Raw genomic sequence first — 23,368 nt, 5'->3', positions numbered from 1 at the left:
TGTCAACAATGAAAACCGCTAATTCACCGTTAAAATTACATAGATTTCCTTCAGTCGGAATCAATAACGCCTAAAAATGATTGGAACACTTCATTTCCCAGCAGTTTGCCGTGCTCAGTCAAGCGCACAAACCCGTCTTCCACCTTAAGCAGACCCTTTACCGACCCTTCTTCGAGCGGTTTCCTGAAAATCTCCGTCATTTCAACAAAAAATTTATTCTTAAAGATTTCCAATGAAACTCCTTCCGTTTTCCTGAGCCCCAAAAACATCTCCTCTTCCATCCGTTCATGAAGCGGTACCGGGTGTTCTTCCAGCACAGGCAGCTCGTTCGCCTGCAATGGCGTGATATATTTCTTCACAGGCCCATGATTGGCCACCCTATTACCTCCAGTATAGCCATGTGCACCTGCACCAATCCCATAATACTCCGCATTATTCCAATATGTCAGGTTGTGCCTGCTTTCAAACCCAGCTCGGGCAAAATTACTGATTTCATATTGATGCAGACCATGCTTCTCCATCTCTTCCATCAGCCTCTCATACATCGAAGCCTCGAGCTCCTGCGGCGGCAGGTTTAATTTGCCCCTTCGCATCTGGTTATAAAAAACCGTCTTCGGCTCAACGATCAATGAGTAGCTGGAATAGTGCGGCAATTGAAGGGCAATCGCTTTATCCAGCGTATCCTTGAAATCTTCCATCGTTTGGCCCGGCAATCCATAAATCAAGTCGATGCTTATATTCGTAAAGCCAACCTCTTGGGCCAAATGAATCGTTTCATATACTTCAGAGGCCCGGTGGGTCCGGCCAATTCGTTTTAATAATTCATCATTGAAGCTTTGCACTCCAAAGCTAAGCCTATTGACCCCCGAATCATATAGTATCTCGAGTTTTTCCCTCGAAAGATCCCCTGGATTGGCTTCGAATGTATATTCAGCCTTTTCAGGATCAAAGGGCAGGGTGTCATTGATTGCTTCACATAAGAATGCAAGCTGCTTTTCATCTAGAGAGGTCGGTGTCCCTCCACCGACGAAAACCGTCTCCAAGCCTGCAGTCGGGTATTTGGAAAGCTGCATCACCATTTCCCTTTTCATCATCTGTAAATATTCGTCGACCGGCTGTCCCTGCAAAAATACTTTATTGAAATCACAATAATGACAAATATGTTCACAAAATGGTATATGGAGGTAGGCGCTTTTGATCATTGTGTTCACAACCTTTTAATCGAATGAGTCGATAGAAAAAGAGGCTAGATCTCCTCTACCCTCTTTTTTCTAACTATCGTTTATTTTATTTATTTTTTTGGTGTCGTATCATCCATTTTCAAAACAGCCATGAAAGCTTCTTGCGGAACTTCAACTGAACCTACTTGTTTCATCCGCTTTTTACCTTCTTTCTGTTTTTCGAGCAACTTACGTTTACGGGAAATATCGCCGCCGTAACATTTAGCCAATACGTTTTTGCGCATTGCACTAATCGAAGAACGGGCAATGATTTTTTGCCCGATTGCCGCTTGGATCGGCACTTCAAATTGTTGTCTTGGAATTAGCTTCTTCAATTTTTCAACAATGACCTTCCCGCGTTCATAAGCAAAGTCCTTATGAACAATGAAACTTAAAGCATCGACAGTTTCAGAATTCAATAAGATATCCATCTTCACTAGCTTGGACGGTTTGTAGCCGATCAACTCATAATCGAATGAAGCATAGCCTCTTGTATTGGATTTCAATTGATCGAAGAAATCATACACGATTTCCGATAATGGAATTTCGTAATGAATGCTCACACGAGTCTCATCGATATATTCCATATCAATGAAGTTACCGCGTTTATTTTGACAGATTTCCATGATCGTCCCAACAAACTCCGTCGGTGCCATCATCGTTGCTTTGACATATGGCTCCTCGACCCGTTCGATCTTTTGAGCATCAGGCATATTAGATGGGTTATCCACTTTCAGGACCGTTCCGTCTGTTTGGACCACATCATAAATAACACTAGGTGCAGTGGTGATCAGATCGATTTTGAATTCACGCTCAATCCGTTCCTGGATAATTTCCATATGAAGGAGTCCAAGGAATCCGCAACGGAAACCGAAGCCCAATGCTTGCGATGATTCCGCTTCGAACTGAAGCGCTGAATCGTTCAATTCCAATTTTTCCAATGCATCCCGTAAATCATTGAATTTCGATGCGTCAATCGGGTATAAACCGCAATATACCATCGGATTCATCTTCCTGTAACCCGGCAATGGTTCTGTCGCGCCATTCACGGCACTTGTAATCGTATCACCGACAGTTGTATCACCAACGTTTTTAATGGATGCCGTAAGGAAACCTACATCACCGACGTTCAGTTCATCCAACAGCTGGGTCTTAGGGTTGAAGACACCCAATTCGGTAACATCGAATTCTTTGCCAGTGGACATCATTTTGATTTTGTCGCCCACTTTAACGGAACCCTCGACAACACGGATATAGGCAACTACACCGCGGTACGCATCAAACAGCGAATCGAAAATAAGCGCCTTGAAAGGAGCATCGGGATCACCTTGTGGAGCTGGAACCAATTCAACGACCTGTTCCAAAATCTCCTCGATTCCGATTCCGGCTTTAGCCGAAGCCAAGACTGCATCGGAAGCATCCAATCCGATCACTTCCTCGATTTCTCCACGCACCCGTTCCGGATCTGCACTCGGCAAATCAATTTTATTGATGACCGGAATGATTTCAAGGTTGTTATCCAAAGCTAAATACACGTTTGCAAGCGTTTGGGCCTCAATACCTTGTGCCGCATCGACAACAAGGACAGCGCCTTCACACGCTGCAAGGCTTCGTGACACTTCATACGTAAAATCGACATGTCCCGGTGTATCAATAAGATGGAAGATATATTCTTCTCCATCTTTCGCGTTATATTTCAATTGAATCGCATTCAATTTAATCGTAATTCCGCGCTCACGCTCTAAATCCATGGAATCCAACAACTGACTCTTCATTTCACGCTGAGTCATGGCGTTCGTTTTTTCAATGATACGATCCGCCAATGTAGATTTACCATGATCAATATGAGCGATGATGGAAAAGTTACGAATTTTTGATTGTCTTTTTAATTTTTCTTCTCTATTCATGACGTTCACTCCCACTAGTCGACACAATACACTATTTTTTATTATATCAATAGAAAATGCAAGATTCAACAGAATAGTTACAAAAGAAGCATCATTGCAGGGCAATGGATAAAAAAAGGCTGCATTCCGAATTCGGATGCAGCTTTTGGCAGGGCACACTCAACTTGTTTCATACCTAAATCATATCAATCAGGGCTTGAAAAGCACCTGATATGGACTCTCCCAGCGTTTTGCCGATCGATGAAAAAAAGTTGAAGGCTTTCATTTCTTCAAGTTTTTCTTTTTTCGTCTCCAAATCATGACTTGTTACTTTTTCGCCAAGGATATCCGCTTCCATCTCCCCTTGGTCCGATTGGTTAATCATGAATGCACTATTCAAAGAGGGATCTTCGTACCCCTTCATTTTTTTCATCCCGTCGTTTGCTTGCTGCATCCCAATCAGAACACCTAAAAATAATACGAGCACGATCCCTGTACATTTCAACCAAAATCGAACCATGATAAGAGAACTCCTTTCAAATCACTTCGCTTCCGAATCCCCGGTCGGGTTATCCACTGCTTTGGCATCCCAGTAAAACTCACTGAAAACATCGCTAAAGGCATCTACGGTCAAGTACATTTCCTCGAAAGTATTATCAACACCGCCAATTTCAATGAGCATGGAATTGCCTGATAAATCCTGATTGTATACTCCATTCTGCCCCGCTCCGCCTTGTTTCATAACCCCGCGTGAAATACCTGGGTATTTTTTCTCCAAAGCTTTATGAAGCTTATTGGCAAGCGCGGCATTTTTTTCGAAGTTCGGGTTATTGCCCCCAATCACGAAGGCAATCTTGGCATAATCTTTACCGTTAATGTTAATGGTCGTATGTTTTTTTCGTTTCGAATCACGGTGGATATCAATCATATATTCTAGATTTTTGTTAGTGGCCAATGCCGTCTGAACAGACTTTCGGGATTCTTGATAGGATTTGGCATAATTTAATCCTTTATTATTCAGATTTCCCATGATATCCGTTTTATCGAGCGAGGAACCGATCCCCTTATCAGCCAGATCTTCAACCATCCTTTCACCGAGTTTCGTAATATTGATTTTAGAATGGTAGGCCAGGTCCGGATTTGTCACGCCTTTTAAATATGGAAGATATGACTCCCGATTATGACTATGGTAAATCTCGACCACTTTCCGTCCATTGGTCGTTTGTTTCGGCTGATTGGCCGCTCCTTTTTCCGGTTCTTCAATCTCATCCAGGTTTTGCAGGGATGCATCCCTTTCTTCATTCAGGACGTCTACTGGCGGCGAAGATTCATATGGCATATTCGTATAGTTCGTTCCTTCCCCAGCAACGAGAATTTCATTATCAAAAATCGAAAAGCCAGGCAGTTCCCTTCCAAGTAAACTTCGCGGGTCCTCGAGTGAAATGTTTGTCGAGACTTTTATCAATTGATTCGTGATCACTGATTCCTGCTTACCTTCCGGCAGGGCATTAAAAAGGTAATGGTTTTCATTGGCCAGCATCGAGAACAGCATTTTTCCCGAGAATTGGTTGGCTACAGTATGTACGGAATTAGAAGATATCCGATACTCCGGTCTTAGGGAAGTCATGACCCCACTGACTGAAAAAACAAAAAGAAGCAAGGCGAGAATACCTAGAAAAGTTTTTATTATTGTTGATCCGTGAACGGCTGTTATGATTCCTGGGGAATTTCTTCTTTTCATCCTTCCACCCTCTCTATAGCTTGTCTATTAATACCTATGACTTTGCTAGAAAGGGTAGAACACCATTTTTGGGCACTGAAAATGATTTAACGGGTGTAGTAGCCGGCATTATCCTGATTTATTGAATGATGCAAGGCTGCATTTAAACCATTGGCTATCAAATTGGCCATATCCTCAATGAAAACATCGACTTCTTTCGGTGTAACCATTAAATTTTGACCAAGAGGTGACAGCACTTCATAAATCAATTTCCGTTTCTCTTCATCAGGGAGGACACCTATCATTCCCAAGAAGGTTTGGCGCTCCTTTTCACCTGGCATATCCTCTTCCGTCAACTTCGTGCGCTTCCCGAAACTGAATCCAGCGGGTGCCAACGATCGTGATGGTCTGTCCCCTTCATTCAGTTCCTTGCCAAAGTGCTTCAAAATATAATCTATCGTATCGCTGGCAATTGATACGGCATCCACGACGGTAGGTATTCCAATTGCTATAACAGGAACTCCCAGTGTATCCTGGCTCAATTCCTTTCGTTTATTTCCAACACCAGACCCTGGATGGATGCCTGTATCCGTAATTTGGATCGTGGAATTCACCCGTTCGATCGAACGGGCAGCCAATGCGTCAACGACGATCAGGAAATCAGGTTTACTTTTTTCGATGACTCCTTTAATGATGTCACTCGTCTCGATTCCCGTAATCCCCATCACACCAGGGGAAATCGCACTGACCGGCCGATAGCCTTCCTTGACGGACTCCGGCTGCAATTCGAACAAATGCCTTGTGACTACAAGGTTCTCAACGACTGCTGGTCCCAGAGCATCGGGAGTAACATTCCAATTACCAAGACCGACAACCAAACAGCTGCTTTCTTTGGTGATCTTATTCCGTTTCAAGAAGTAAGCCAGTTCGTTGGCGAACACCTTTTCCACCCGTTGCTGCGTTTCCGTATCCTGCTGGCGGATGCCCTGCACTTCGATGGTCAAATAACTGCCCTGTTTCTTACCGATTTCCTTTTCCCCCTCAGCCGTGACCTCGACCAAGGATACCTTCAGATCATCCACTTCTTTTTCCTTGATAATGACCCCTTCGATACGAGATACATCAACTTCCTCTACAACACCTTTATGTTCAAGGGCAATTTCCTTTGCTTCTATCGCCAAATCTGTACGAATTCCGTATTCACTAAGGTCCAAATTATTTTCCATAACGGCCTCCTGATGTTTGAATTGTATCGAATCTAGTATTTTCAATAGTCTCTCTTAAACATTCTGTCATTTTTGCTTTTTTATTATTCATTTTTTTGGTACAATGAGTGATGACGAGATGAATTTATTCCCGAAATTATAATTCCTTTTCGATTCTCAATCTGAAGTATTGCATATTTATGAGCAGTCTGATAGAATATCACTTGTGCTATTTGATATGGATTTGAAAAGTCGAGTTCATATAATCTCGATTTCTTTGTAGGAGGTGAACGGAATGCCAAACATTAAATCTGCTATTAAACGTGTGAAAATTAACGACAAAAAACGCGTTCATAACATTACTGTTAGATCAACTATGCGTACTACAGTGAAAAACGCTGAAGTTGCATTAGCTGGTGAAAACGTTGAAGCTGCTAAAGAAGCTCTTTTAACAGCTGCTGTGAAATTAGACAAAGCTGCATCTAAAGGATTAATCCATAAAAATGCGGCAGCCCGTAAAAAATCTCGTTTAGCGAAAAGACTTAACGCTCTTAACGCATAATGACAAAAAATAAACGATCCAATCGGATCGTTTTTTTTGTGCCGTTTTTTGCATAAAAAAGGTGACAGGATATCTGTCACCTTTTTTATCATCTAATTTTTAAAAGCAGCAGCTCAAGGGTGATTGCCTTATCCGCTTGGCCGGTCTTCATTTTATAATCCGCTTCCGCTAAATCGTTCATGATGCTCAACAGCTCGCGTTCCTGGAATTTCCCCGTCTTTTCAAGTGCCAGCTTTACCCGGTAAGGGTGCACCTTCAGTTGACCCGCAATTTTTTGCTGGCTATAACCCTGACGGGAAAGCTCCTTCACTTGATACATGAGCCTGACCTGGCCTGCAATGACACTCAAGATCTTGATGGGTTCTTCATTCTGCCTGAGAAGATCGTGCAGTATCGTCATGGCACTCTCCATCTTTCGCTGTAACACATGATCAACAAGCGTGAAGATATTCTGTTCAAGGGATTTAGCGACCAGCTTTTCCACTATCCCCACCGTTATATGTTTATCATCTTCTGCATAAAGCACCATTTTATCCAGTTCATTCGTCAGCATCATCAGATTCGTTCCTGCAAGTTCAAGTAAAAGCTCTATAGCTTGCTCATCTATTTGGACTGAAGAAGTTTCGACCCTCTCCTTCACCCACCCCTTTAATTCATGATCACCAAGCTTCTTCGCTTCAACGAGAACCGCCTTACGCTTAAGTTCCTTGGTGATTTTTTTCCGTTCATCCAGTTTCTCATAAGGTGCTGTCAATACGACAATAGAATAAGGGACCGGGTCAGCCAAATACGCTTCCAGTCTTTTTACATTATGCTCAACTCTTGACTTCGTTTTTTCAGCTGTCAAAAAAAATGGGTTTTGCATGAAAACAAGGCGCCTTTCCCCGATAAACGGGAGGGTTTCGACATCTTCAAGCGCAGTTTCAACAGGCGTCTCTTCTAAATCAAATTGAGCAAAGTTAAAATCCATCTCATCTTCGTGAAGGACATTCTCGATCAACAGCTGCTTCGTTTCATTAATTAGATAGGCTTCTGTTCCATATAACAAGTATACTGGAGCGAATTGCCCTTTTTTTATACTTTTCCAAACATCTAATACCAATAGAATCCGCCTCTTTACTATGTATTCTTCCCTAATGGTATAGGTGGATGGACCATTTGACAAGCTATAAAGGGAACTAACCCTTAAAAAGGGCTAGTTCCGGATCTATATGAACACTTACAAGAAAGGCCCGGGTAATCTTCCTTGAAAGCGGGTAGAGTATTCATGTAGAACAAAAAATGAGCTTTTCTCTTTCGCTTGCTTTGTTTGTACTTATATTTTGACCTCAAAAATCCAAACTATTTGTGTCAACTCTTGTCAGTAAAGGAAATGAGGAATGAAGCCTGTAGATTTTTTTTTGGTAATGTTTTATACTATTAGCAGAAATAGGAGGGGTAAATAATGAACGAATTCGAAAAGAATGTTCAGTCAAAAACAGATGACGTCGCTGATTCCGCTATAGGATTCATCGGTTCTTTTGTATTTTTCGCTGCCATGTTCACCATAGCTGTCGTCATTAAAGCTGTCGGATCCTGATTTCTTTAACTACATGCACTTATTTTTCCTGATGGAGGCTGCCGCTGCAGTCTCTTTCTTTTTGATTTTCTACATACTATGGGAGTATCTTCCGAAAGGTTCCACTGCTTTTGTAATACTTGTAAATAATAGAACCATCCTCGTCCGTCCTGAACACCTTTATGCCACTTTTCTCAAGATTCGCAATTACGTCTCCATGAGGGTGACCGTAGCGATTATCCTTTCCAACTGAAATAAGTGCCGCTTTCGCCTGTATCTGTTCAAGGAATGCCGCGGAAGAAGAAGTTTTACTGCCATGGTGTCCAACCTTCAAGATATCCGCCTGCAACTGCGGAAATGTGCTCAATAATTCCCTTTCACCTTCTTCTCCCATATCACCGGTTAATAACCAAGACAATCCCCCAAGCTCCGTGAATAGAACTATGGATGAATCATTCTTATTTTCCTCTTTCTTATATGGACCGAGAACAGCAAACGGCGCTCCTCCAGCAAACCAATTATCCCCCCTTCTCAGTACAGTCATTTTCATTTTTTTATCTCTAGCCACAGACACAAAATCCATATCCCTATATTGCTCTTCACTCCAGCCTCCAATGATGATCTCCCCAACTTTAAAATTCTCAATCAATTCTTTTGCACTTCCCATATGATCTGCATCCGGATGGGTTAAAATGAGTTTGTCCAATTGGTGGATTCCCTTACTTTTCAATAATGGAATGATGATATCATCCGCGGTGTTGAACTTCTTTCGCTTTTTTGCCCACGTGTCGATTGGAAATGTAATTTGCCCACCCGTATCGATCAAATAATTGCCGCGATTGAACGGCAGGATAATTAAATTGGAGTCACCTTGTCCAACGTCGATGATCTGCACTTCACCAAAAGGAGAGAACCTTTGTAAATTATATTGAAAAAACAAAAGGACAATCATTATTCCGCACCAGATTTTACTTTTTTCAAAAGATATATCCCAAGTCAGGTATAACCCTAAAAGGGAAATAACAAGTAATACCATCATGATGAAAGGTGGTTTTCCAAACGGAATGGAAGCCAGCGGCAAATCCGATGCTGCATCCGCGGCTTTATTGCATAGTACGAATGTGAAATTCAATAATGATATGAGGGGTTGCCCCAAGGGAGGCAGCAATAAATGAATAAGGAGGGAAATCAGCGAAAGCGGCAGCAATATGATGGAATAAAGCGGAACATACAATACGTTTAGAAACACGCCAAGAAAGGATACTTCAAAAAAGTGGAAAAGCAAAATCGGAAGGGCCGCCAATTGGCAGATGGAACTGATGATGAATAGCTGCGTTGTTTTCTTAGGATATTGTAAGAAAATGCTTGAAGACATGATAATGGAGAAAGTGACTGCGAATGAAAGCTGAAAACCTATATCATAGATCATGTTAGGCTGAAAAAACAATAATGCCATATAAGTCAATCCGATTGCGGCACCCGCAGAGAGTCGCTTCTTGAATAACAGGAGCAGAAAGAAAAGCATAGCCATTAAACAGGACCTCACCACAGATGGACTTGCACCTGATAGTAACATGTAAACCGGAAGGAAGATTAAGATGGCCACCATCATTCTTTCCCGTGTAATCCCAACCCTGATGCCGAAGTAAAATAACATCCCTGTTAAAAAACTGACATGGAGACCGGAAATCGCAAGTAAGTGAACTAGCCCTAACCGCTGGTAATTAGTAAGGTCGCCTTCATCTATATATGTCTGGTCGCCGAATATGAGAGCTGTGACAAAACCGCTTGATTCTTCTGGAAATCGTTCCATAATATACGTAATTCCCTTCAGGCGCAAATTACGAATCGAAACCGGAATCGAATTTTCAGCCTTTTTGCATTCTTCAAAGGAAATGGAATCTGCTTTGAATATCCAATGGATGCCTTGGCGAAAAAGATAACGTTGGTAATCGAAACTGTTTTCATTCCTGTTTTTGTCGGGAATTTGCAATGTCCCTCGAGCCGGACATGATAAACCGATGCGCAGAAACCGACTCAGCTTTTCCTGTTCCAATTCGGTTGTGATTTTATAACGAAGCACTAGCCGTTCACCTTTCTCACCGCGCACGAATCCTTTTAACGAATTTCCATCTATATTCGGTTCGTCGGTAAATGTGATGATAAATCGGCTTTCCGTACCATGATAGGCTGTTTTGTTTCGGTGATCAGAGAAGGAGGCAGCCCCTAAAAGTATCCCCATGATCACCAAATGATAACTTAGGGCCTTCACGCTTAACCCCACCGAAAAATAAAGGAAACAGAGAAAAATAAAGATAATGATCAGCAGCCTTACATTTAAAAAAGAATGGGCCGTAACACCAAATGTAGCCGAAACGGCTAGTAAGATAAGATGTCTAGCCATGCCTGCCCCCCGTCCTTTTTAATTTTCAAATATTTGATTGGCCCGCTTTTCCAACTCCATTAAATCTTCTTTTGTCAGGTCTGTTCGTTCAAGCTGAGCCAGCAATGAAAATACAAAGTCCTTTTTTTGTTTTCCATTAACATCGATGGCCCCTTTTGCTTCAACTTTCTCGGTCTTGACACCAGCCTGTTTGAATAATTCCAGGGCATATGGATGATTTTTGTAATCTTCCGCATAATAAACAGCCTTTATGCCAGCTTGGATGAGTGATTTACAGCACTGAAGACATGGAAAATGCGTTACATATATTTCTGCCCCATCAGTGGGCACCCCAAATTTCGCACATTGTAAAAGTGCATTCATTTCTGCATGTATCGTTCTGATACAATGATTATCAATTACATAACAGCCGTCATCAATACAATGCGTCCCTCCCGCAATGGACCCATTATATCCCCCCGCAATGATTCGGTTGTCCCTGACGATGGTCGCCCCTACAGTGAGGCGTGTACATGTGCTTCTTAAAGCTAATAAATGGCTTTGCGCCATGAAATATTGATCCCAACTAATTCTGTTCATGTTCTATCCCTATCCCCTTACCACTAGAATGATTTTCTTCAATTTTACCCTCTTCCTGGCCATTTGTGTAGCATATTCAATCATTCATTTAACCGAAATGGAATCCCGTAACCTTTCAAATGTTTTATCGCCGATTCCCGTTACCTTCTTCAAGTCATCGACCTCCTTGAATTTCCCTACCGTTTCCCTGTATTCCAGGATTGCATTCGCTTTTGATGGTCCAATTCCCGTCAGGGTTTCCAATTCTTCCTGTGTAGCTGTATTCAAGTTCACCAGTCCTCCTGATGTCCTCCCAGAGACGGCATCACCAGACGGCCCGACTTGCATATTCTCCAACTTCCCCTCGTCTTCTTCACCTATTTCCGGAACATAAATGACCATTTGGTCTTCGACGATTTGAGCAAAATTCACTTTATCTTTATCAGCCTTGTCCGTAAAACTCCCCGCAGCCGAAATCAAATCGATCACCCGGTCACCTGCCTGTGCAGTGAATAGGCCTGGGGATTTGACCGCTCCTTTAACGTCCACTTTAATGATCTCAGGTTCGGCAGGAGTTTCCTCTTCACTCTGTTTAATTTCAGCATCTTTTGCAGTAATGGCAAAGATATCTTCTGTATCAGCCGGACCCTCCCCTTGTTGCAAAAAAAAGTAAATGCCCGCTGCCACAAATGCCACGGCAACAGTTACCAACATCCATTTCCGTTTTAGGATCGCTTCCATTTCTTTACCTCCTTGTTGGATTTCGCACGATACATTGTCATAGGACAGATTAAAAATACATAGTGTTTCTAGGAGAATCAATCGCTTTAAGTGAGAGGAGTTGATCGGAATTGAAGAAAATCGGTGTTATCGGAACCGGAAATATGGGAACCATTTTAATCGAGGCATGGCTGGAGGCAAAAATATTGAATCCGGCGGATCTAATCATTACAAATCGCACGCTTGCCAAAGCATTGCTACTGAAAGAAAAACACCCTGGTATCAAAGTTGCGGAAAGCGCAGCCGAAATCGTCCAACAAGCTGACTTTATCTTTCTCTGTGTAAAACCATTGCAAATTAACAGCCTATTACAGGACATCAAACATCATATAAAAAGGGATCAGCTGGTTATTTCCATCACAAGCCCGCTTTCAGTCTCCCAGCTTGAATCCGCCGTGAACGCCCCTTGTGCCCGTTTTATCCCGAGCATAACCAACCGTGTGGGTTCAGGGGTATCGTTACTGAGCTTCAGCAATAGCTGCAGTAAGGAGAAAGTGTCAGCTTTATTTGATTTGGCCTCTGCCATATCGGCACCGGTCATCATTGAAAATGATATCACCCGGGTAGCTTCCGATATCGTCAGCTGCGGTCCTGCCTTTTTCAGCTATTTAGCACAAGCTTTTATTGACGCGGCTTGCCAAACGACGAAGATAGATAAGGAAACGGCTACGACTTTGACTGAGAATATGCTGGTTGGCTTAGGGGAACTGCTCGGTAAAGGGGTTTATACATTGCCGACCTTACAGGAAAAGGTTTGTGTAAAGGGTGGAATAACAGGTGAGGGGATCAAGGTTTTAGAAGCGGAAACCGGGGAAATGTTCCATCATCTTTTTCAAGCGACACATGAAAAGTTTGCAGAGGATCTTCACGAAGTTGAAGAGCAGTTCGGCCATCCTTATTAATATTCGCAATCAATATCTTTAACTCCTTCTGAAAGTATAAAAAAGAAGAGGTCAGACCTCCGCTCGTACAGTAAGATGTACGAACGGGGGCTCTTGACCTCTTTATCATTTACTGGCTACAAATAAGATTCTTTCGGTTTCCGCTACAAGCGGTGCTTCTTCAAGGTCCGCCAGAATTTCAGAAACCGTAAAACCTGCTTGCTCCAACCACTTTTTATATTGTTCAACCGGATAGGTCCGTTGATAATGCAACTCATCAAAACGGTCATACAGACCGCTTTCATCATCCCTTACGAAAAAACTTAAATCATGTTCCACACTGTAAGGTTCTTCACCTGGGAAGCAGTCCCATATATAGGATACTTCTTCACCATTGACAGCAAACGTATTATCACGAAAGATTTCTTCCATTTTATAAATGGAATGGACATCAAACAAAAATAATCCGCCATCCTTCAAATGCTCATGAACCCGGCTGAACGTCTTGGCTATATCTTCCTCATTACGAAGGTAGTTCAGCGAATCACAAAAAATCGTGACACAATCAAATTGGCCAAGTCCTTCGAGTTCTGCCATATTCTGCTGGAAAAGCGGAATCGATAATCCAAGCTTAACCGCTTTTTCATTAGCAACAAGAAGCATTTCATCAGATAAATCCACACCGGTGACTTCGAATCCGTGTTGCGCCAATTCAACAGTCATTTCCCCGGTTCCACACGCTAAATCCAGGACTTTCCTGCCGCCAATTCCGTACTGTTCCAGCTTCGCCGTAAGGATCATCAGCCATTTTTCATAAGGTGCGTCCTTCATCAGTTCATCGTATACATAGGCAAAGCGTTCGTACGTCATGAAGTCAGTTCACTCTCTAGATCTTCAAAAGGTGCATCTCCCCATAAACGTTCGAGATTATAGTAATTTCTTTCATCTTTATGGAAAATGTGGGCCACTACATCGCCAAGATCAACAAGCACCCATTTCGCCTCGTCAAAACCTTCAAGACGTTTTACATTGATTCCTGATTCATCAGCTTTGCTCTTCATTTCACGAGCTATTGCTTGTACTTGTTTTTCAGAATTACCGTGGCAGATCAAAAAGTAATCCGCTACTAGGGAAATACCTTGCATGTTCAATGCCACGATATCCTCCGCTCTTTTATCGTCCGCCGCTTTTGCTGCAATTACAAGAAGTTCACGTTCAGTCATTACATCTTCTCCTTCAAATTTATGATCAAATCATTATATGTCTTAAATGTGTCAGGGTAAATTGCCTGATTCCTTTTCATTAAAAAAACAACTGTATTCCTTAAAGCCTGAATGACAGCATGATCCAAATTTTGCTTTGCCGTCTGCCTGACTTCATCGACACCGGGAAAAGAACGTCCCGGCTCAATATAGTCAGCAAGGTATACGACTTTATCCAATAGGCTCATGCCAACCCTGCCAGACGTGTGATAGGCAATCGCATCCAAGATTTCAGCGTCCTGAATGCCAGCTTCCTTTTTCACCAGATAAGCCCCGACAGGAGCGTGCCACAGCTCCATATTGTATTCAAGTAGAGCCTGGTCCATTTTTTCAGCGATTATTATTTGCTCCATTTCCTCTTTTGGACGAAATTTTGCATAATCATGGAAAATGGCTGCCAGTTCGGCTTTTTTGACGTCGGCACCATACCGTTCAGCAAGTTCAATCGCTGACTCGACCACACCCAATGTATGAATGTACCTTCGCTCGGTGATTTGTTCTTTGACCAGCGCCAATGCTTTCTCACGATTCATATAAACCATTCCCTTTAATATACTTCACCACTGGATCTGCTATTAAATATTTCACGGTTTTCCCCGTTCTTAACTTCCTTCGTATCATGGAAGATGAAATGAACATCTGGGGGACTTTCACCATCGTGATTGGGTATAAGGTCTTTTCGTTATATCCAGGGCGCTTCACACCGACGAAATTGACCATATGCACCAGCTCGTCGATACGGTGCCAATTTGGTAAGTACTCAATCATATCTGCGCCAATTATGAAATAGAACTCATTGGTTGGCTCTAGTTCTTTCAGCAATTTTATTGTGTCATACGTATAAGATGTGCCTTTTCTTTCAATTTCAATACCCTCAATATAAAAAGATGGGTTTCCGGCTAGCGCGTTTTCCAACATGGCCAGCCTGTCCATATCGGTTACTTCCTCCGATTTTTCCTTATGCGGAGGAACGTGATTCGGCATGAACCTGATTTCATCTAGCTCAAGGGCATCCAGCACTTCATTCGCTATAATTAAATGCCCGATATGCGGAGGATTGAATGTACCGCCAAGAATTCCAATTTTTTTCATAGATAGGTTCCTTAAGGTAATTTAAGTTGTTTGTTTTCTTTTGATTCTTTATACAGCACAATTGTGTTGCCGATAATCTGAACCAATTCCGCCCGTGCACCTTTTGATAAAGAAAGTCCCACATCATCGCGGTCCTCTTCACAGTTTTGAAGGATGCTGACCTTGATTAATTCACGTACTTCTAGCGCCTCACCAATTTGCTTGATGAGATTATCATTGACTCCGCCTTTACCAACTTGAAAAATTGGATTGAGGTGATGGGCCTTTGATCGTAAAAATCTTTTCTGTTTTCCTGTTAACATGTGTTACCTCCTAGTTTGTTCAAGACAATATCTGTCATTCTTGCTGTATCCGGCATAATGCCTGTCCATATCTCAAATGCGAGCGCAGCCTGGTTGATGAACATCCCCAAACCATTTTGCGTTTCCGCCCCTTTTTCCCCCGCTTCACGAAGCAGTTTGGTTTGCAAGGGGTTATAGATGATATCACTGACAATTGCACCGGTTTTAAGCTGGTCGACCTTTAACGGTGAATGATCCAATTCCGGGCTCATTCCAGAAGAAGTCGTTTGGATGATTAAATCATATTGTGATAAGCTTTCTTCCGCTTCGATAATCGAGAGTGCCTTCGATACTTTATCATATGGGCAATCAGAAACAAGCTGGGCCGCTCTTTCCTTTGTCCGGTTTGCAATATCAACTTGCTTTACCCCTTCTTTTACAAGGGTAAAATAAATCGCACGCGCAGCACCGCCCGCTCCGATCACTAACGTTTTTTTAGCCTTGATGTCACTTGATATTTCATCGCATAAAGATTTGAAAAATCCTTTTCCGTCTGTATTATACCCTATAAACCGACCATTTTTGTTAACAACCGTATTTACAGCCCCGATTGCAAGGGCCAGTTCATCCACTTCATCAAGGAATGGAATGATTGAAGTCTTATGAGGAATCGTGATGTTAAACCCTTCTATACCAAGGGCTTTCATGCCTTTCACGGCATCGTTCAAACCTTCTTTCGTCACATGAAAATGATGATAAACCGCTTCTATATTTTCTTTTTCAAATGCATCATTATGAATGTCCGGTGACATCGAATGTGCAATTGGATCTCCCATTACCCCATATATCTTTTTCATAGACTTGACGACCCCTATATTTAGATTAATGATTTGCGAACGATCACATTGACGCCCTTTGGAACATGTGCAACGATTTTCGCTCCCGGCTCATTGACCGTCACCCAGCCAAGACCAGAAAACACAATATCCATTTTACCATCTTTCAAGGAGAACTCATGTGGAATCAGCTTCGGAAACTCCTCGATTTGTTCAGGCCGTGGGGGCGTCAGTAATTCCCCGGCATGGTTCTTATACAATTCATCGGCTTTTTCGAGTTTTGTACGGTGAATATTCAATTCATTCGAAAGGTAGCAAGTCAATGAACGCCTTCCGCCTGAGACATAGTCCAACCGGGCCAACCCTCCGAAAAATAGCGTCTGCGCTTCATTCAGTTGGTACACTCTCGGCTTGATTTCCTTTTTCGGCATAATCACCTTGAAGTCCCGTTTGTCCACATAGTGAGCCATTTGATGATGATTAATGATTCCCGGTGTATCGATCAATGCCTGTCCATCATCCAAAGGAATTTCGATCATATCCAAGGTAGTCCCAGGGAAGTGGGAAGTCGTGATGATATCACCTTCCCCGCTCACTTCTTTTATAAGACGGTTGATGAAAGTCGATTTCCCTACATTCGTACAACCCACTACATAGACATCTTTACCTCTCCGATACCGCTCAATCGCATCAGCCGCTTCAAGTATGTGCTTTCCCTTTTCCGCACTGACAAGCAGGACATCCACCGGGTTAAGACCCAATTCCTTGGACGATTGCTTCATCCAATTGATCAATTTGTTCGGTTTTACGGATTTAGGCAATAAATCAACCTTATTTCCGATCAGAAGAACATCATTTCTTCCTACAAATCGATGCAGGCCAGGCAGCCAGCTTCCATTGAAATCAAAAATATCGACGATTTTGACGATTAAAGAGTCGGTTTCGCCTACTTTATTCAAGATTTTCAGGAAGTCATCGTCTGTTAAGGAAACATCCTGAACTTCGTTATAATGTTTCAATTTAAAGCAGCGCTGACAAACGATGGTCTCCTTTTCCAGAGCTGATTTAGGGGCAAAGCCCAATTCCTTCGGATCTTCAGTCTGGACCTTCACACCGCAGCCGATGCACACTAATTCTTGATGATTGTTCAATTGTGATCCTCCCATTCTATCATTCCTTTTCGTTTAAAAAACGCCATGATCTTTCTTTCAAAATAACGATTGATCCTTGTTCTGAATTCGTCGGTTTGTGCCACTGGGAGCACTAAGATCGTATGAAACCCGCCTCTGTTCCCTCCCAATACATCCGTCAATAACTGATCGCCGATTACCACCGTTTCTTCCAATTTCAACCCCATTGCCTTACGGGCCTTATGGAAAGCTCTTGCCATCGGTTTTCTGGCCTGGAAGATAAACGGAATGTGAAGCGGATCGGAAAAAGCCCGAACCCGATTTTCATTATTATTGGACACAATCGTCACTAAAATCCCATGATCCCGCATATTGTCGAACCATTTGATTAAATCGGGGGTGGCAGTTGGCCTGTCCCATTCAACGAGAGTATTATCCAAATCGGTAATGACTCCCTTAATCCCTCTTTTTTTCAATTCTTGAGGATCTATATTAAAAATGCTTTTAACATGTTCACTCGGCAAAAATAATTTAAGCATATTGACACCTCTATATTTTCGTTAAAATTTACCGTCTCCATCATATCGAATTTTCAGCACACTTTCAAAAAAAATTAGGAAAGAAGGGCTGTCGGTAAAGAAACATCATAATGTATGTTTTCTGATATGGAAAGGCATTTTTCATTAAATAATGGGAAATTTGCAGTCTGACCAGAACAAAAGAACTAATTATTCATAAAAGATTTCGACAAAAATTTCATTTATTCAACCTGTGGATAACTTTACTAACATTTTCCATACTGATGTGCACCATTTCGCCTACCTTGTAAACAACTTAACCACAAGTTATCCACTTTCAACTGTGGATAACAGAACGATTGTTCTCCACGTTTATTTCTGATACAGTAGGGGTACATCAAGGAAGACTTATCAATATATGCAAGTAAGCACCAAATTATTCCCCGCAATTCCTACTGGAGGTGAGCAGCCGCAAATGGCGTTCTGATGCAAAAACTATCTGATGACCTGTTGCTTGAATCCTATTTTAAAGCACAGAATTTAAAGTTGAGTACCGATTTCATCCGCCTCATAGAAACGGAAATTCATCGAAGATCCCTGACACATAAAATCCGATCAATATTTTAATATGAAATACATAGGCTGACATCAAATGTCAGCCTCTTATTTTCATTTGAAGTTAGACGGCCCTCATGAATCCGATTGTTTCACCAACACGGACATCTGCGGGAATTGATATGTTTCCTTCAAGTTCAAAACTCCCTTTTTCAAAAAGAAGCACCACTGTGGACCCAAAGCTGAAATAAGAAAATTCCTGTCCTTTTTCCAATTCATCCGATTCATCAGTAATGACGATCGAATTTATGAACATGGCCCCGACTTTCACCATTGCCAGACTTCCCGCTTCATTTTGAAGTTCAGTTATTGTCCGGTAATTTTTTGATAAAGGCTCTTTTCCATATTTCATCCCCCATTTATTAACGGGATACGATTTCCTTCCAAGGGTCCAGCGTTTGACCACGGAACCCTTTATTGGTGCATGGATCCTATGGTAATGACTCGGGCTTAAGTATAGCACGAGATATTTGCCCCCTAAGTACTTTTCCAAAAAAAGCTCATCCCCGAGCATTTCCTCCATTGAATATACCTTTCCCTTAACGACGATATTTTTATCAGCGTGTATCTCCCCTGAATCCTCAAGAACACCGTCCACAGGACAAGCTACCGCAGAAGGAATTGCCGTAATTGGCCTGGCATCCGCCTTTAACTGCCTGGTAAATAGCTCGTGCAGGTTCGTATAAGCTTTTACCTCCTTACCAAATTCCTGTTGATTAAGATTAAATGTTTTTACATATAGTAAAATTAAGGGCCTGCTCCAACGAGATTGGCTAAAATGCTTTAATAAACCAGATGAATACTGACCATTCGTCAGTTCAATAAGAATGCGATACAAAGACTGAAACAAATAAACCCACTCCAAATTGTAAAATTATTCTAAAATCTCTTGCATAAATTGTGTTAAATAAAATATTATTATATAATAAATACTTGTGTTTACTATATTTTGTTTTAATTTGTTTCATTTGAAAGGAGTGAAAAGATGTTTTTATTACACGCCCTAGATCAATCCATTAAAAAATTGAAAGCACAAACAGCAAATATACTTACTTTAATTAATTTATCCCTTGGTGGATTTGCGATAATTGCCGTAATGCACGGCCAATTGAATTTAAGCCTGTTATTAATTTTCCTGGCTGCCCTTGCAGATCGCTTTGACGGTATGGTTGCTCGGAAATTCAACATTGAATCGGAATTGGGTAAGCAACTTGACTCGATGTGTGACATCATATCCTTTGGAGTCGCACCAGCTCTATTATTATACCAAGGAATATTAATAGAATTCGGAGCACCTGGCACACTGTTCACGGTTTTCTATATTGGCTGTGGCGCATTTCGTCTCGCCCGCTTCAATATAAGTGAAAGCAATGGATATTTTACAGGAGTGCCAATTACAGTTGCGGGCTGCATCGCTACTTTAAGTTATCTAGCCATCCCGTATTTCCATCCGGTCTTTTTTTTATCCCTCATGATTATATTATCATTACTTATGGTCAGTCCATTTAAACTGAAAAAAGTTTAAATAAGAAAGGCGGATGCCCTATACCGGACATCCGCTTTTTTCATTCATATTCCCTCCGAAAACCCATTTCAAGCTTTTCGGACCAGTGGGTCGGTCAAGCGCAAGAATTCTTCTACATCCTCCATACAGGCATTGACTGCTTCTTCCCAAAAATCCCGGGTCTTCAAATCGACGCCTAAATGTTTCTCAGCCAAATCCTCGACCTTCATGGAACCGGTATCCTTCAATAGAGCGATATATTTTTCTTCGAATCCTGCTGGTTCTTTCAGGGCATTCGCGTATATGCCTAATGAGAATAAGTATCCGAATGTGTACGGAAAATTATAAAATGGTACACCTGTAATATAAAAATGGAGCTTTGAAGCCCAGAATGTTGGATTATAATCACTTAAAGCATCGCCATAAGCTTCTTTTTGTGCATCGACCATCAGTTCATTCAACCGTTCGGCACTGACATACCCTTGTTTTCTCTCATCATAAAACCTTGTTTCGAATAAGTAGCGGGCATGGATATTCATCAATAATGCCACGGATCGCTGAATTTTATCTTCTAAAAGCACCAGCTTTTCTTCCTCACTGGCAGCTTCCTTCACAGCTGCATCCGCAACGACCATTTCAGCAAAAGTAGAAGCGGTTTCAGCAACGTTCATGGCATATGACCGATTCAATGGATGGATCTCCCTCATCGCATATGAATGGAATGCATGTCCCAATTCATGGGCCAATGTCGATACATTGGATGGGGTGCCCGAATACGTCATGAAGATTCTTGACTGCTTATTTAATGGAAAGCCGGTGCAAAAACCGCCTGGTCTCTTACCTGGTCTGTCCTCCGCTTCAATCCAGCTGTCTTTAAAAGCTTTTTGGGTGAAGTTTGCTAATTGAGAGCCGAACTTAGAGAATTGCTGTATGATGAAGTCTGCACCTTCTTGATAATCCATTACTTTGGTCTCTGCTGTAACAGCGAGCGGTGCATCCAAATCCGCCCAACTTAATTTATCCAAATCCAGTAACTCCGCTTTCCTTTCTAAAAACCTCACAAGCGGCTCCTTATGATCGGCGATTACATTCCACATGCTCTCGAGGGTTTCTTTTTTCATCCTCCCTATTTCAAGAGGCTCTTTCAAAATATCATCCCAGCCCCGTTTTTCATTCACACTGAGACGAAATCCGGCCAAGTGGTTCAAAGTCCGGGCAAAAAGGTCACTTTTCCCCTCCCAAGCCTGTTCCCACGCAGTAAATAATTCTTTCCGGTTCCTTTCATCAGGATCGGAAAATTTATTCGCCGCTTGGCCTACAGAAAGCTTTTCACCTTTATAAGGGATGGTCATTGAACCGACGATCGTATCGTACATTTGGCTCCAACCTTCGAAACCGTCCATGGCCAATTGAGTGATTAATGATTCTTCCTTCACGGAAAGCTTTTCCTTTGCCTTTTCCCGCCGTTCATTCAATACGAATTTCAATTCATTCAATGGTTCTTTTTCGAGAATTTTTTTAAAGAAAGCATCATCAAGCTGTATCAACTTTTCATCCAGCTTACTTAACACCATTTTTAGTGAAGCGACTATCTTCATTTGTTTGATCCGCAGCTGACCAGCCTTTTTATCCTGTGCATTTTGAGCTTCAAGGCAGCCGATGAATGCACTTGCCTGCGTGGATTTCATATTGGTATTTTTAAAAAGATCAAATGCCTGGATTAAACGGCTCTCATCATTTCCTTCTGGATTGATATTGCTTACAATTCGGTCTAATTCTTTTACCTCGTCGTTGATTTCATCTAAAAAAATCAGGAACTCCTTAGAAGAGCTTCCTCCTTTAAAAAAGATATCCAAATCCCACGTCAAAGAATATCCCATCATGCTTTGCCCCCTTTTTATCACTAATCCCATTATAGAGGTAAAGCCAACATTTTTCTAATTAAAAGGAATTTTCAGTATTTTTCCGGAACATTTTTCTATATCCCGGATTAAAAGCATGTTATGATGAATATATTCTTGGGAAAGGGGTGGTTGATTCATATGAAATTCTTTATTCACATGTCTGCCATCATCCTGCTCCTTTGGACACTGCCTATACAGTTCCATCATCATGCACAGCAGCTAAACATTGAGGAACATACCGATGCGCACCATTGGGATAAGGCCGACAAGAAACAGCCTTTCGTGCCTTCCTTGAGTTCCTGGCAGTCTCTTACCATTATTATCTTTTTCGAATTTTCGATTTTAAGTTTTCTTTATTTTCACTCAAATCTTCGCCGGCGGTATCTCGGTCCGGTTTTTTTCCAGGCGAATTACGTAGCCTTACGCTCTGACATTTTATAAAAATTAAAATGGAGGAGTGATTCATATGTGGTTTCGCTTTATTATGATAGGGGTCTTATCTTTAACCGCTTCACGCATGTTCCTTTTTCAGGGAATCGAGATTTATCACGCTTTTGCAGATATGATCAGAAATAAATATTAAAAAATGAGTGCGGGGATATTTTCCCGCACTCTCTTTGCCTTTTACAATTCCTATCCTTTGGCTTTCTTTTCCTTCTCTTTTTCTGCTCTGTAAAATTCGTGGAACATTTTCATTAAGGCACGTTTTTCAATCCTCGATACATAACTGCGGGAAATGCCAAGCTCTTTGGCGATTTCCCTCTGGGTTTTTTCCTTTTTCAAATCCAGTCCGAACCTGCCTACAATGACTTCCTTTTCGCGTTCATCCAAAATATCAATATACTTTTTCACTTTTTCAATTTCCATATTGAGCTGAATCGTATCGATGACATCTTCCGATTCCGATTTCAGTACATCGATTAAACTGATTTCATTCCCTTCTTTATCTTGACCGATCGGATCATGCAGGGAAATATCTTTCTTCGTTTTCTTTGTCGCCCGTAAATGCATCAAGATCTCATTCTCAATGCATCGCGCCGCATATGTGGCCAGCTTCGTACCCTTCCCATCCGAATAACTCTCAATGGCCTTTATCAAACCAATTGTCCCAATCGAAATCAAATCTTCAGTATCTTCGCCCGTATTTTCGAATTTCTTGACGATATGGGCAACAAGTCTGAGATTATGTTCGATCAGGATGTTACGGGCATCACCGTCTCCCTCGCTCATTAGCTTCAGATATCTCTTTTCATCCTGAGATGACAAGGGCTGGGGAAAAGCGTTGTTTTTCACATAGGAAACGAATAAGTAAAATTCTTTGATAATATAACCGACAACTGTAAGTATTCCGGGCATTGGTTTCATCCCCCGTTTCTTTGGCTCCCTATTCATACCTATGCAGCAGTGGGCTTGTTCGTGTCTGTCCCACTAAAAGAAATGATGAAAGTGTTG

Annotated in this window: 26 protein-coding genes; 6 read left to right on the top strand and 20 right to left on the bottom strand. The window is 41.8% G+C overall.

Features of this window, described 5'->3' with window-relative positions:
- Nucleotides 1-50: 50 nt before the first annotated feature.
- The 5 genes from hemW to gpr all read right to left on the bottom strand — a co-directional run bounded on the left by hemW (nt 51) and on the right by gpr (nt 6,052).
- Nucleotides 51-1,202 carry a radical SAM family heme chaperone HemW gene (gene hemW / locus ACFRAK_RS11460; protein WP_394571758.1) on the bottom strand — a complete coding sequence of 384 codons (1,152 nt, stop codon included), beginning with the start codon at nt 1,200-1,202 and terminating at the stop codon, nt 51-53.
- An 89-nt stretch (nt 1,203-1,291) separates the two neighbouring features.
- Entirely contained in the window at nt 1,292-3,127 is a 1,836-nt protein-coding gene (lepA, locus tag ACFRAK_RS11455; RefSeq protein WP_387598074.1) for a translation elongation factor 4, read from the bottom strand.
- A gap of 175 nt (nt 3,128-3,302) precedes the next feature.
- The gene (locus ACFRAK_RS11450; protein ID WP_098369759.1) at nt 3,303-3,626 is read right to left on the bottom strand and encodes a YqxA family protein; all 324 of its coding nucleotides are present in this window, start codon (nt 3,624-3,626) and stop codon (nt 3,303-3,305) included.
- A gap of 21 nt (nt 3,627-3,647) precedes the next feature.
- Entirely contained in the window at nt 3,648-4,847 is a 1,200-nt protein-coding gene (gene spoIIP / locus ACFRAK_RS11445) for a stage II sporulation protein P (protein ID WP_260284742.1), read from the bottom strand.
- An 86-nt stretch (nt 4,848-4,933) separates the two neighbouring features.
- Nucleotides 4,934-6,052 carry a GPR endopeptidase gene (gene gpr, locus ACFRAK_RS11440; protein ID WP_342614176.1) on the bottom strand — a complete coding sequence of 373 codons (1,119 nt, stop codon included), beginning with the start codon at nt 6,050-6,052 and terminating at the stop codon, nt 4,934-4,936.
- Nucleotides 6,053-6,326: 274 nt separating this feature from the next.
- Between gpr and rpsT the strand changes: the two genes are divergently transcribed.
- A complete protein-coding gene (gene rpsT, locus ACFRAK_RS11435) occupies nt 6,327-6,593 on the top strand; it encodes a 30S ribosomal protein S20 (protein ID WP_034308554.1) in 267 nt (88 codons plus the stop codon).
- An 88-nt stretch (nt 6,594-6,681) separates the two neighbouring features.
- Here rpsT and holA read toward each other — a convergent pair whose 3' ends face one another.
- Complete coding sequence (gene holA, locus ACFRAK_RS11430; protein WP_394571757.1) at nt 6,682-7,695, bottom strand: DNA polymerase III subunit delta; 1,014 nt, start codon at nt 7,693-7,695, stop codon at nt 6,682-6,684.
- Between the two features lie 342 nt (nt 7,696-8,037).
- Between holA and ACFRAK_RS11425 the strand changes: the two genes are divergently transcribed.
- Nucleotides 8,038-8,172, top strand: a complete 135-nt coding sequence (locus ACFRAK_RS11425) for a YqzM family protein (RefSeq protein ID WP_034308559.1) — start codon at nt 8,038-8,040, stop codon at nt 8,170-8,172.
- Between the two features lie 76 nt (nt 8,173-8,248).
- Here ACFRAK_RS11425 and ACFRAK_RS11420 read toward each other — a convergent pair whose 3' ends face one another.
- The 3 genes from ACFRAK_RS11420 to ACFRAK_RS11410 form a co-directional block, all read right to left on the bottom strand.
- Entirely contained in the window at nt 8,249-10,555 is a 2,307-nt protein-coding gene (locus ACFRAK_RS11420; RefSeq protein ID WP_394571756.1) for a DNA internalization-related competence protein ComEC/Rec2, read from the bottom strand.
- 18 nt (nt 10,556-10,573) lie between these two features.
- On the bottom strand, nt 10,574-11,134 hold the full coding sequence (locus ACFRAK_RS11415) for a ComE operon protein 2 (RefSeq protein WP_387598083.1): 561 nt from the start codon (nt 11,132-11,134) through the stop codon (nt 10,574-10,576).
- An 84-nt stretch (nt 11,135-11,218) separates the two neighbouring features.
- A complete protein-coding gene (locus ACFRAK_RS11410) occupies nt 11,219-11,854 on the bottom strand; it encodes a helix-hairpin-helix domain-containing protein (protein ID WP_394571755.1) in 636 nt (211 codons plus the stop codon).
- A gap of 110 nt (nt 11,855-11,964) precedes the next feature.
- Between ACFRAK_RS11410 and comER the strand changes: the two genes are divergently transcribed.
- Complete coding sequence (gene comER, locus ACFRAK_RS11405) at nt 11,965-12,795, top strand: late competence protein ComER (protein WP_387598089.1); 831 nt, start codon at nt 11,965-11,967, stop codon at nt 12,793-12,795.
- A 105-nt stretch (nt 12,796-12,900) separates the two neighbouring features.
- Here comER and ACFRAK_RS11400 read toward each other — a convergent pair whose 3' ends face one another.
- The 8 genes from ACFRAK_RS11400 to ACFRAK_RS11365 are packed head-to-tail and all read right to left on the bottom strand — an operon-like array spanning nt 12,901 to nt 17,914.
- Entirely contained in the window at nt 12,901-13,644 is a 744-nt protein-coding gene (locus ACFRAK_RS11400) for a class I SAM-dependent DNA methyltransferase (RefSeq protein WP_387598092.1), read from the bottom strand.
- Nucleotides 13,641-13,997, bottom strand: coding sequence for a ribosome silencing factor (gene rsfS, locus ACFRAK_RS11395; RefSeq protein ID WP_034308569.1), 357 nt, complete (start codon nt 13,995-13,997; stop codon nt 13,641-13,643). Before rsfS ends, ACFRAK_RS11400 begins: the two co-directional genes overlap by 4 nt.
- Nucleotides 13,997-14,569, bottom strand: a complete 573-nt coding sequence (gene yqeK, locus ACFRAK_RS11390) for a bis(5'-nucleosyl)-tetraphosphatase (symmetrical) YqeK (RefSeq protein ID WP_387598095.1) — start codon at nt 14,567-14,569, stop codon at nt 13,997-13,999. The genes rsfS and yqeK overlap by 1 nt, the downstream gene beginning before the upstream one ends.
- Nucleotides 14,559-15,128, bottom strand: coding sequence for a nicotinate-nucleotide adenylyltransferase (locus ACFRAK_RS11385; protein WP_192205662.1), 570 nt, complete (start codon nt 15,126-15,128; stop codon nt 14,559-14,561). The genes yqeK and ACFRAK_RS11385 overlap by 11 nt, the downstream gene beginning before the upstream one ends.
- Nucleotides 15,129-15,139: 11 nt before the next feature.
- Nucleotides 15,140-15,430, bottom strand: coding sequence for a ribosome assembly RNA-binding protein YhbY (gene yhbY / locus ACFRAK_RS11380; protein WP_076365174.1), 291 nt, complete (start codon nt 15,428-15,430; stop codon nt 15,140-15,142).
- A complete protein-coding gene (gene aroE, locus ACFRAK_RS11375; RefSeq protein WP_192205673.1) occupies nt 15,424-16,266 on the bottom strand; it encodes a shikimate dehydrogenase in 843 nt (280 codons plus the stop codon). Before aroE ends, yhbY begins: the two co-directional genes overlap by 7 nt.
- Nucleotides 16,267-16,286: 20 nt before the next feature.
- Nucleotides 16,287-17,396 (bottom strand): ribosome biogenesis GTPase YqeH, encoded by a 1,110-nt coding sequence (gene yqeH / locus ACFRAK_RS11370; protein ID WP_387598099.1) that lies wholly within the window; start codon nt 17,394-17,396, stop codon nt 16,287-16,289.
- The gene (locus tag ACFRAK_RS11365) at nt 17,393-17,914 is read right to left on the bottom strand and encodes a YqeG family HAD IIIA-type phosphatase (RefSeq protein WP_076365171.1); all 522 of its coding nucleotides are present in this window, start codon (nt 17,912-17,914) and stop codon (nt 17,393-17,395) included. Before ACFRAK_RS11365 ends, yqeH begins: the two co-directional genes overlap by 4 nt.
- 465 nt (nt 17,915-18,379) lie before the next feature.
- On the opposite strand from ACFRAK_RS11365, the gene ACFRAK_RS11360 reads away from it, so the two are divergent.
- Nucleotides 18,380-18,520: a sporulation histidine kinase inhibitor Sda gene (locus ACFRAK_RS11360; RefSeq protein WP_034311351.1), complete on the top strand. Its 141-nt coding sequence runs from the start codon at nt 18,380-18,382 to the stop codon at nt 18,518-18,520.
- A 52-nt stretch (nt 18,521-18,572) separates the two neighbouring features.
- Here ACFRAK_RS11360 and ACFRAK_RS11355 read toward each other — a convergent pair whose 3' ends face one another.
- On the bottom strand, nt 18,573-19,358 hold the full coding sequence (locus ACFRAK_RS11355) for a phosphatidylserine decarboxylase (RefSeq protein WP_387598103.1): 786 nt from the start codon (nt 19,356-19,358) through the stop codon (nt 18,573-18,575).
- A gap of 135 nt (nt 19,359-19,493) precedes the next feature.
- Here ACFRAK_RS11355 and pssA point away from each other — a divergent pair, with 135 nt between their 5' ends.
- Nucleotides 19,494-20,033, top strand: coding sequence for a CDP-diacylglycerol--serine O-phosphatidyltransferase (gene pssA / locus ACFRAK_RS11350; protein ID WP_192205680.1), 540 nt, complete (start codon nt 19,494-19,496; stop codon nt 20,031-20,033).
- A 68-nt stretch (nt 20,034-20,101) separates the two neighbouring features.
- On the opposite strand, the gene ACFRAK_RS11345 is transcribed toward pssA, so the two are convergent.
- Nucleotides 20,102-21,892 (bottom strand): M3 family oligoendopeptidase, encoded by a 1,791-nt coding sequence (locus tag ACFRAK_RS11345; protein WP_394571794.1) that lies wholly within the window; start codon nt 21,890-21,892, stop codon nt 20,102-20,104.
- A 162-nt stretch (nt 21,893-22,054) separates the two neighbouring features.
- On the opposite strand from ACFRAK_RS11345, the gene ACFRAK_RS11340 reads away from it, so the two are divergent.
- On the top strand, nt 22,055-22,357 hold the full coding sequence (locus tag ACFRAK_RS11340; RefSeq protein ID WP_394571754.1) for a hypothetical protein: 303 nt from the start codon (nt 22,055-22,057) through the stop codon (nt 22,355-22,357).
- Nucleotides 22,358-22,549: 192 nt separating this feature from the next.
- On the opposite strand, the gene sigK is transcribed toward ACFRAK_RS11340, so the two are convergent.
- The gene (gene sigK, locus ACFRAK_RS11335) at nt 22,550-23,272 is read right to left on the bottom strand and encodes an RNA polymerase sporulation sigma factor SigK (RefSeq protein WP_048682796.1); all 723 of its coding nucleotides are present in this window, start codon (nt 23,270-23,272) and stop codon (nt 22,550-22,552) included.
- Nucleotides 23,273-23,368: the final 96 nt, after the last annotated feature.

This window comes from Peribacillus sp. NPDC056705, assembly GCF_043656335.1.
This window is presented reverse-complemented; position numbering and strand designations above follow the sequence as displayed.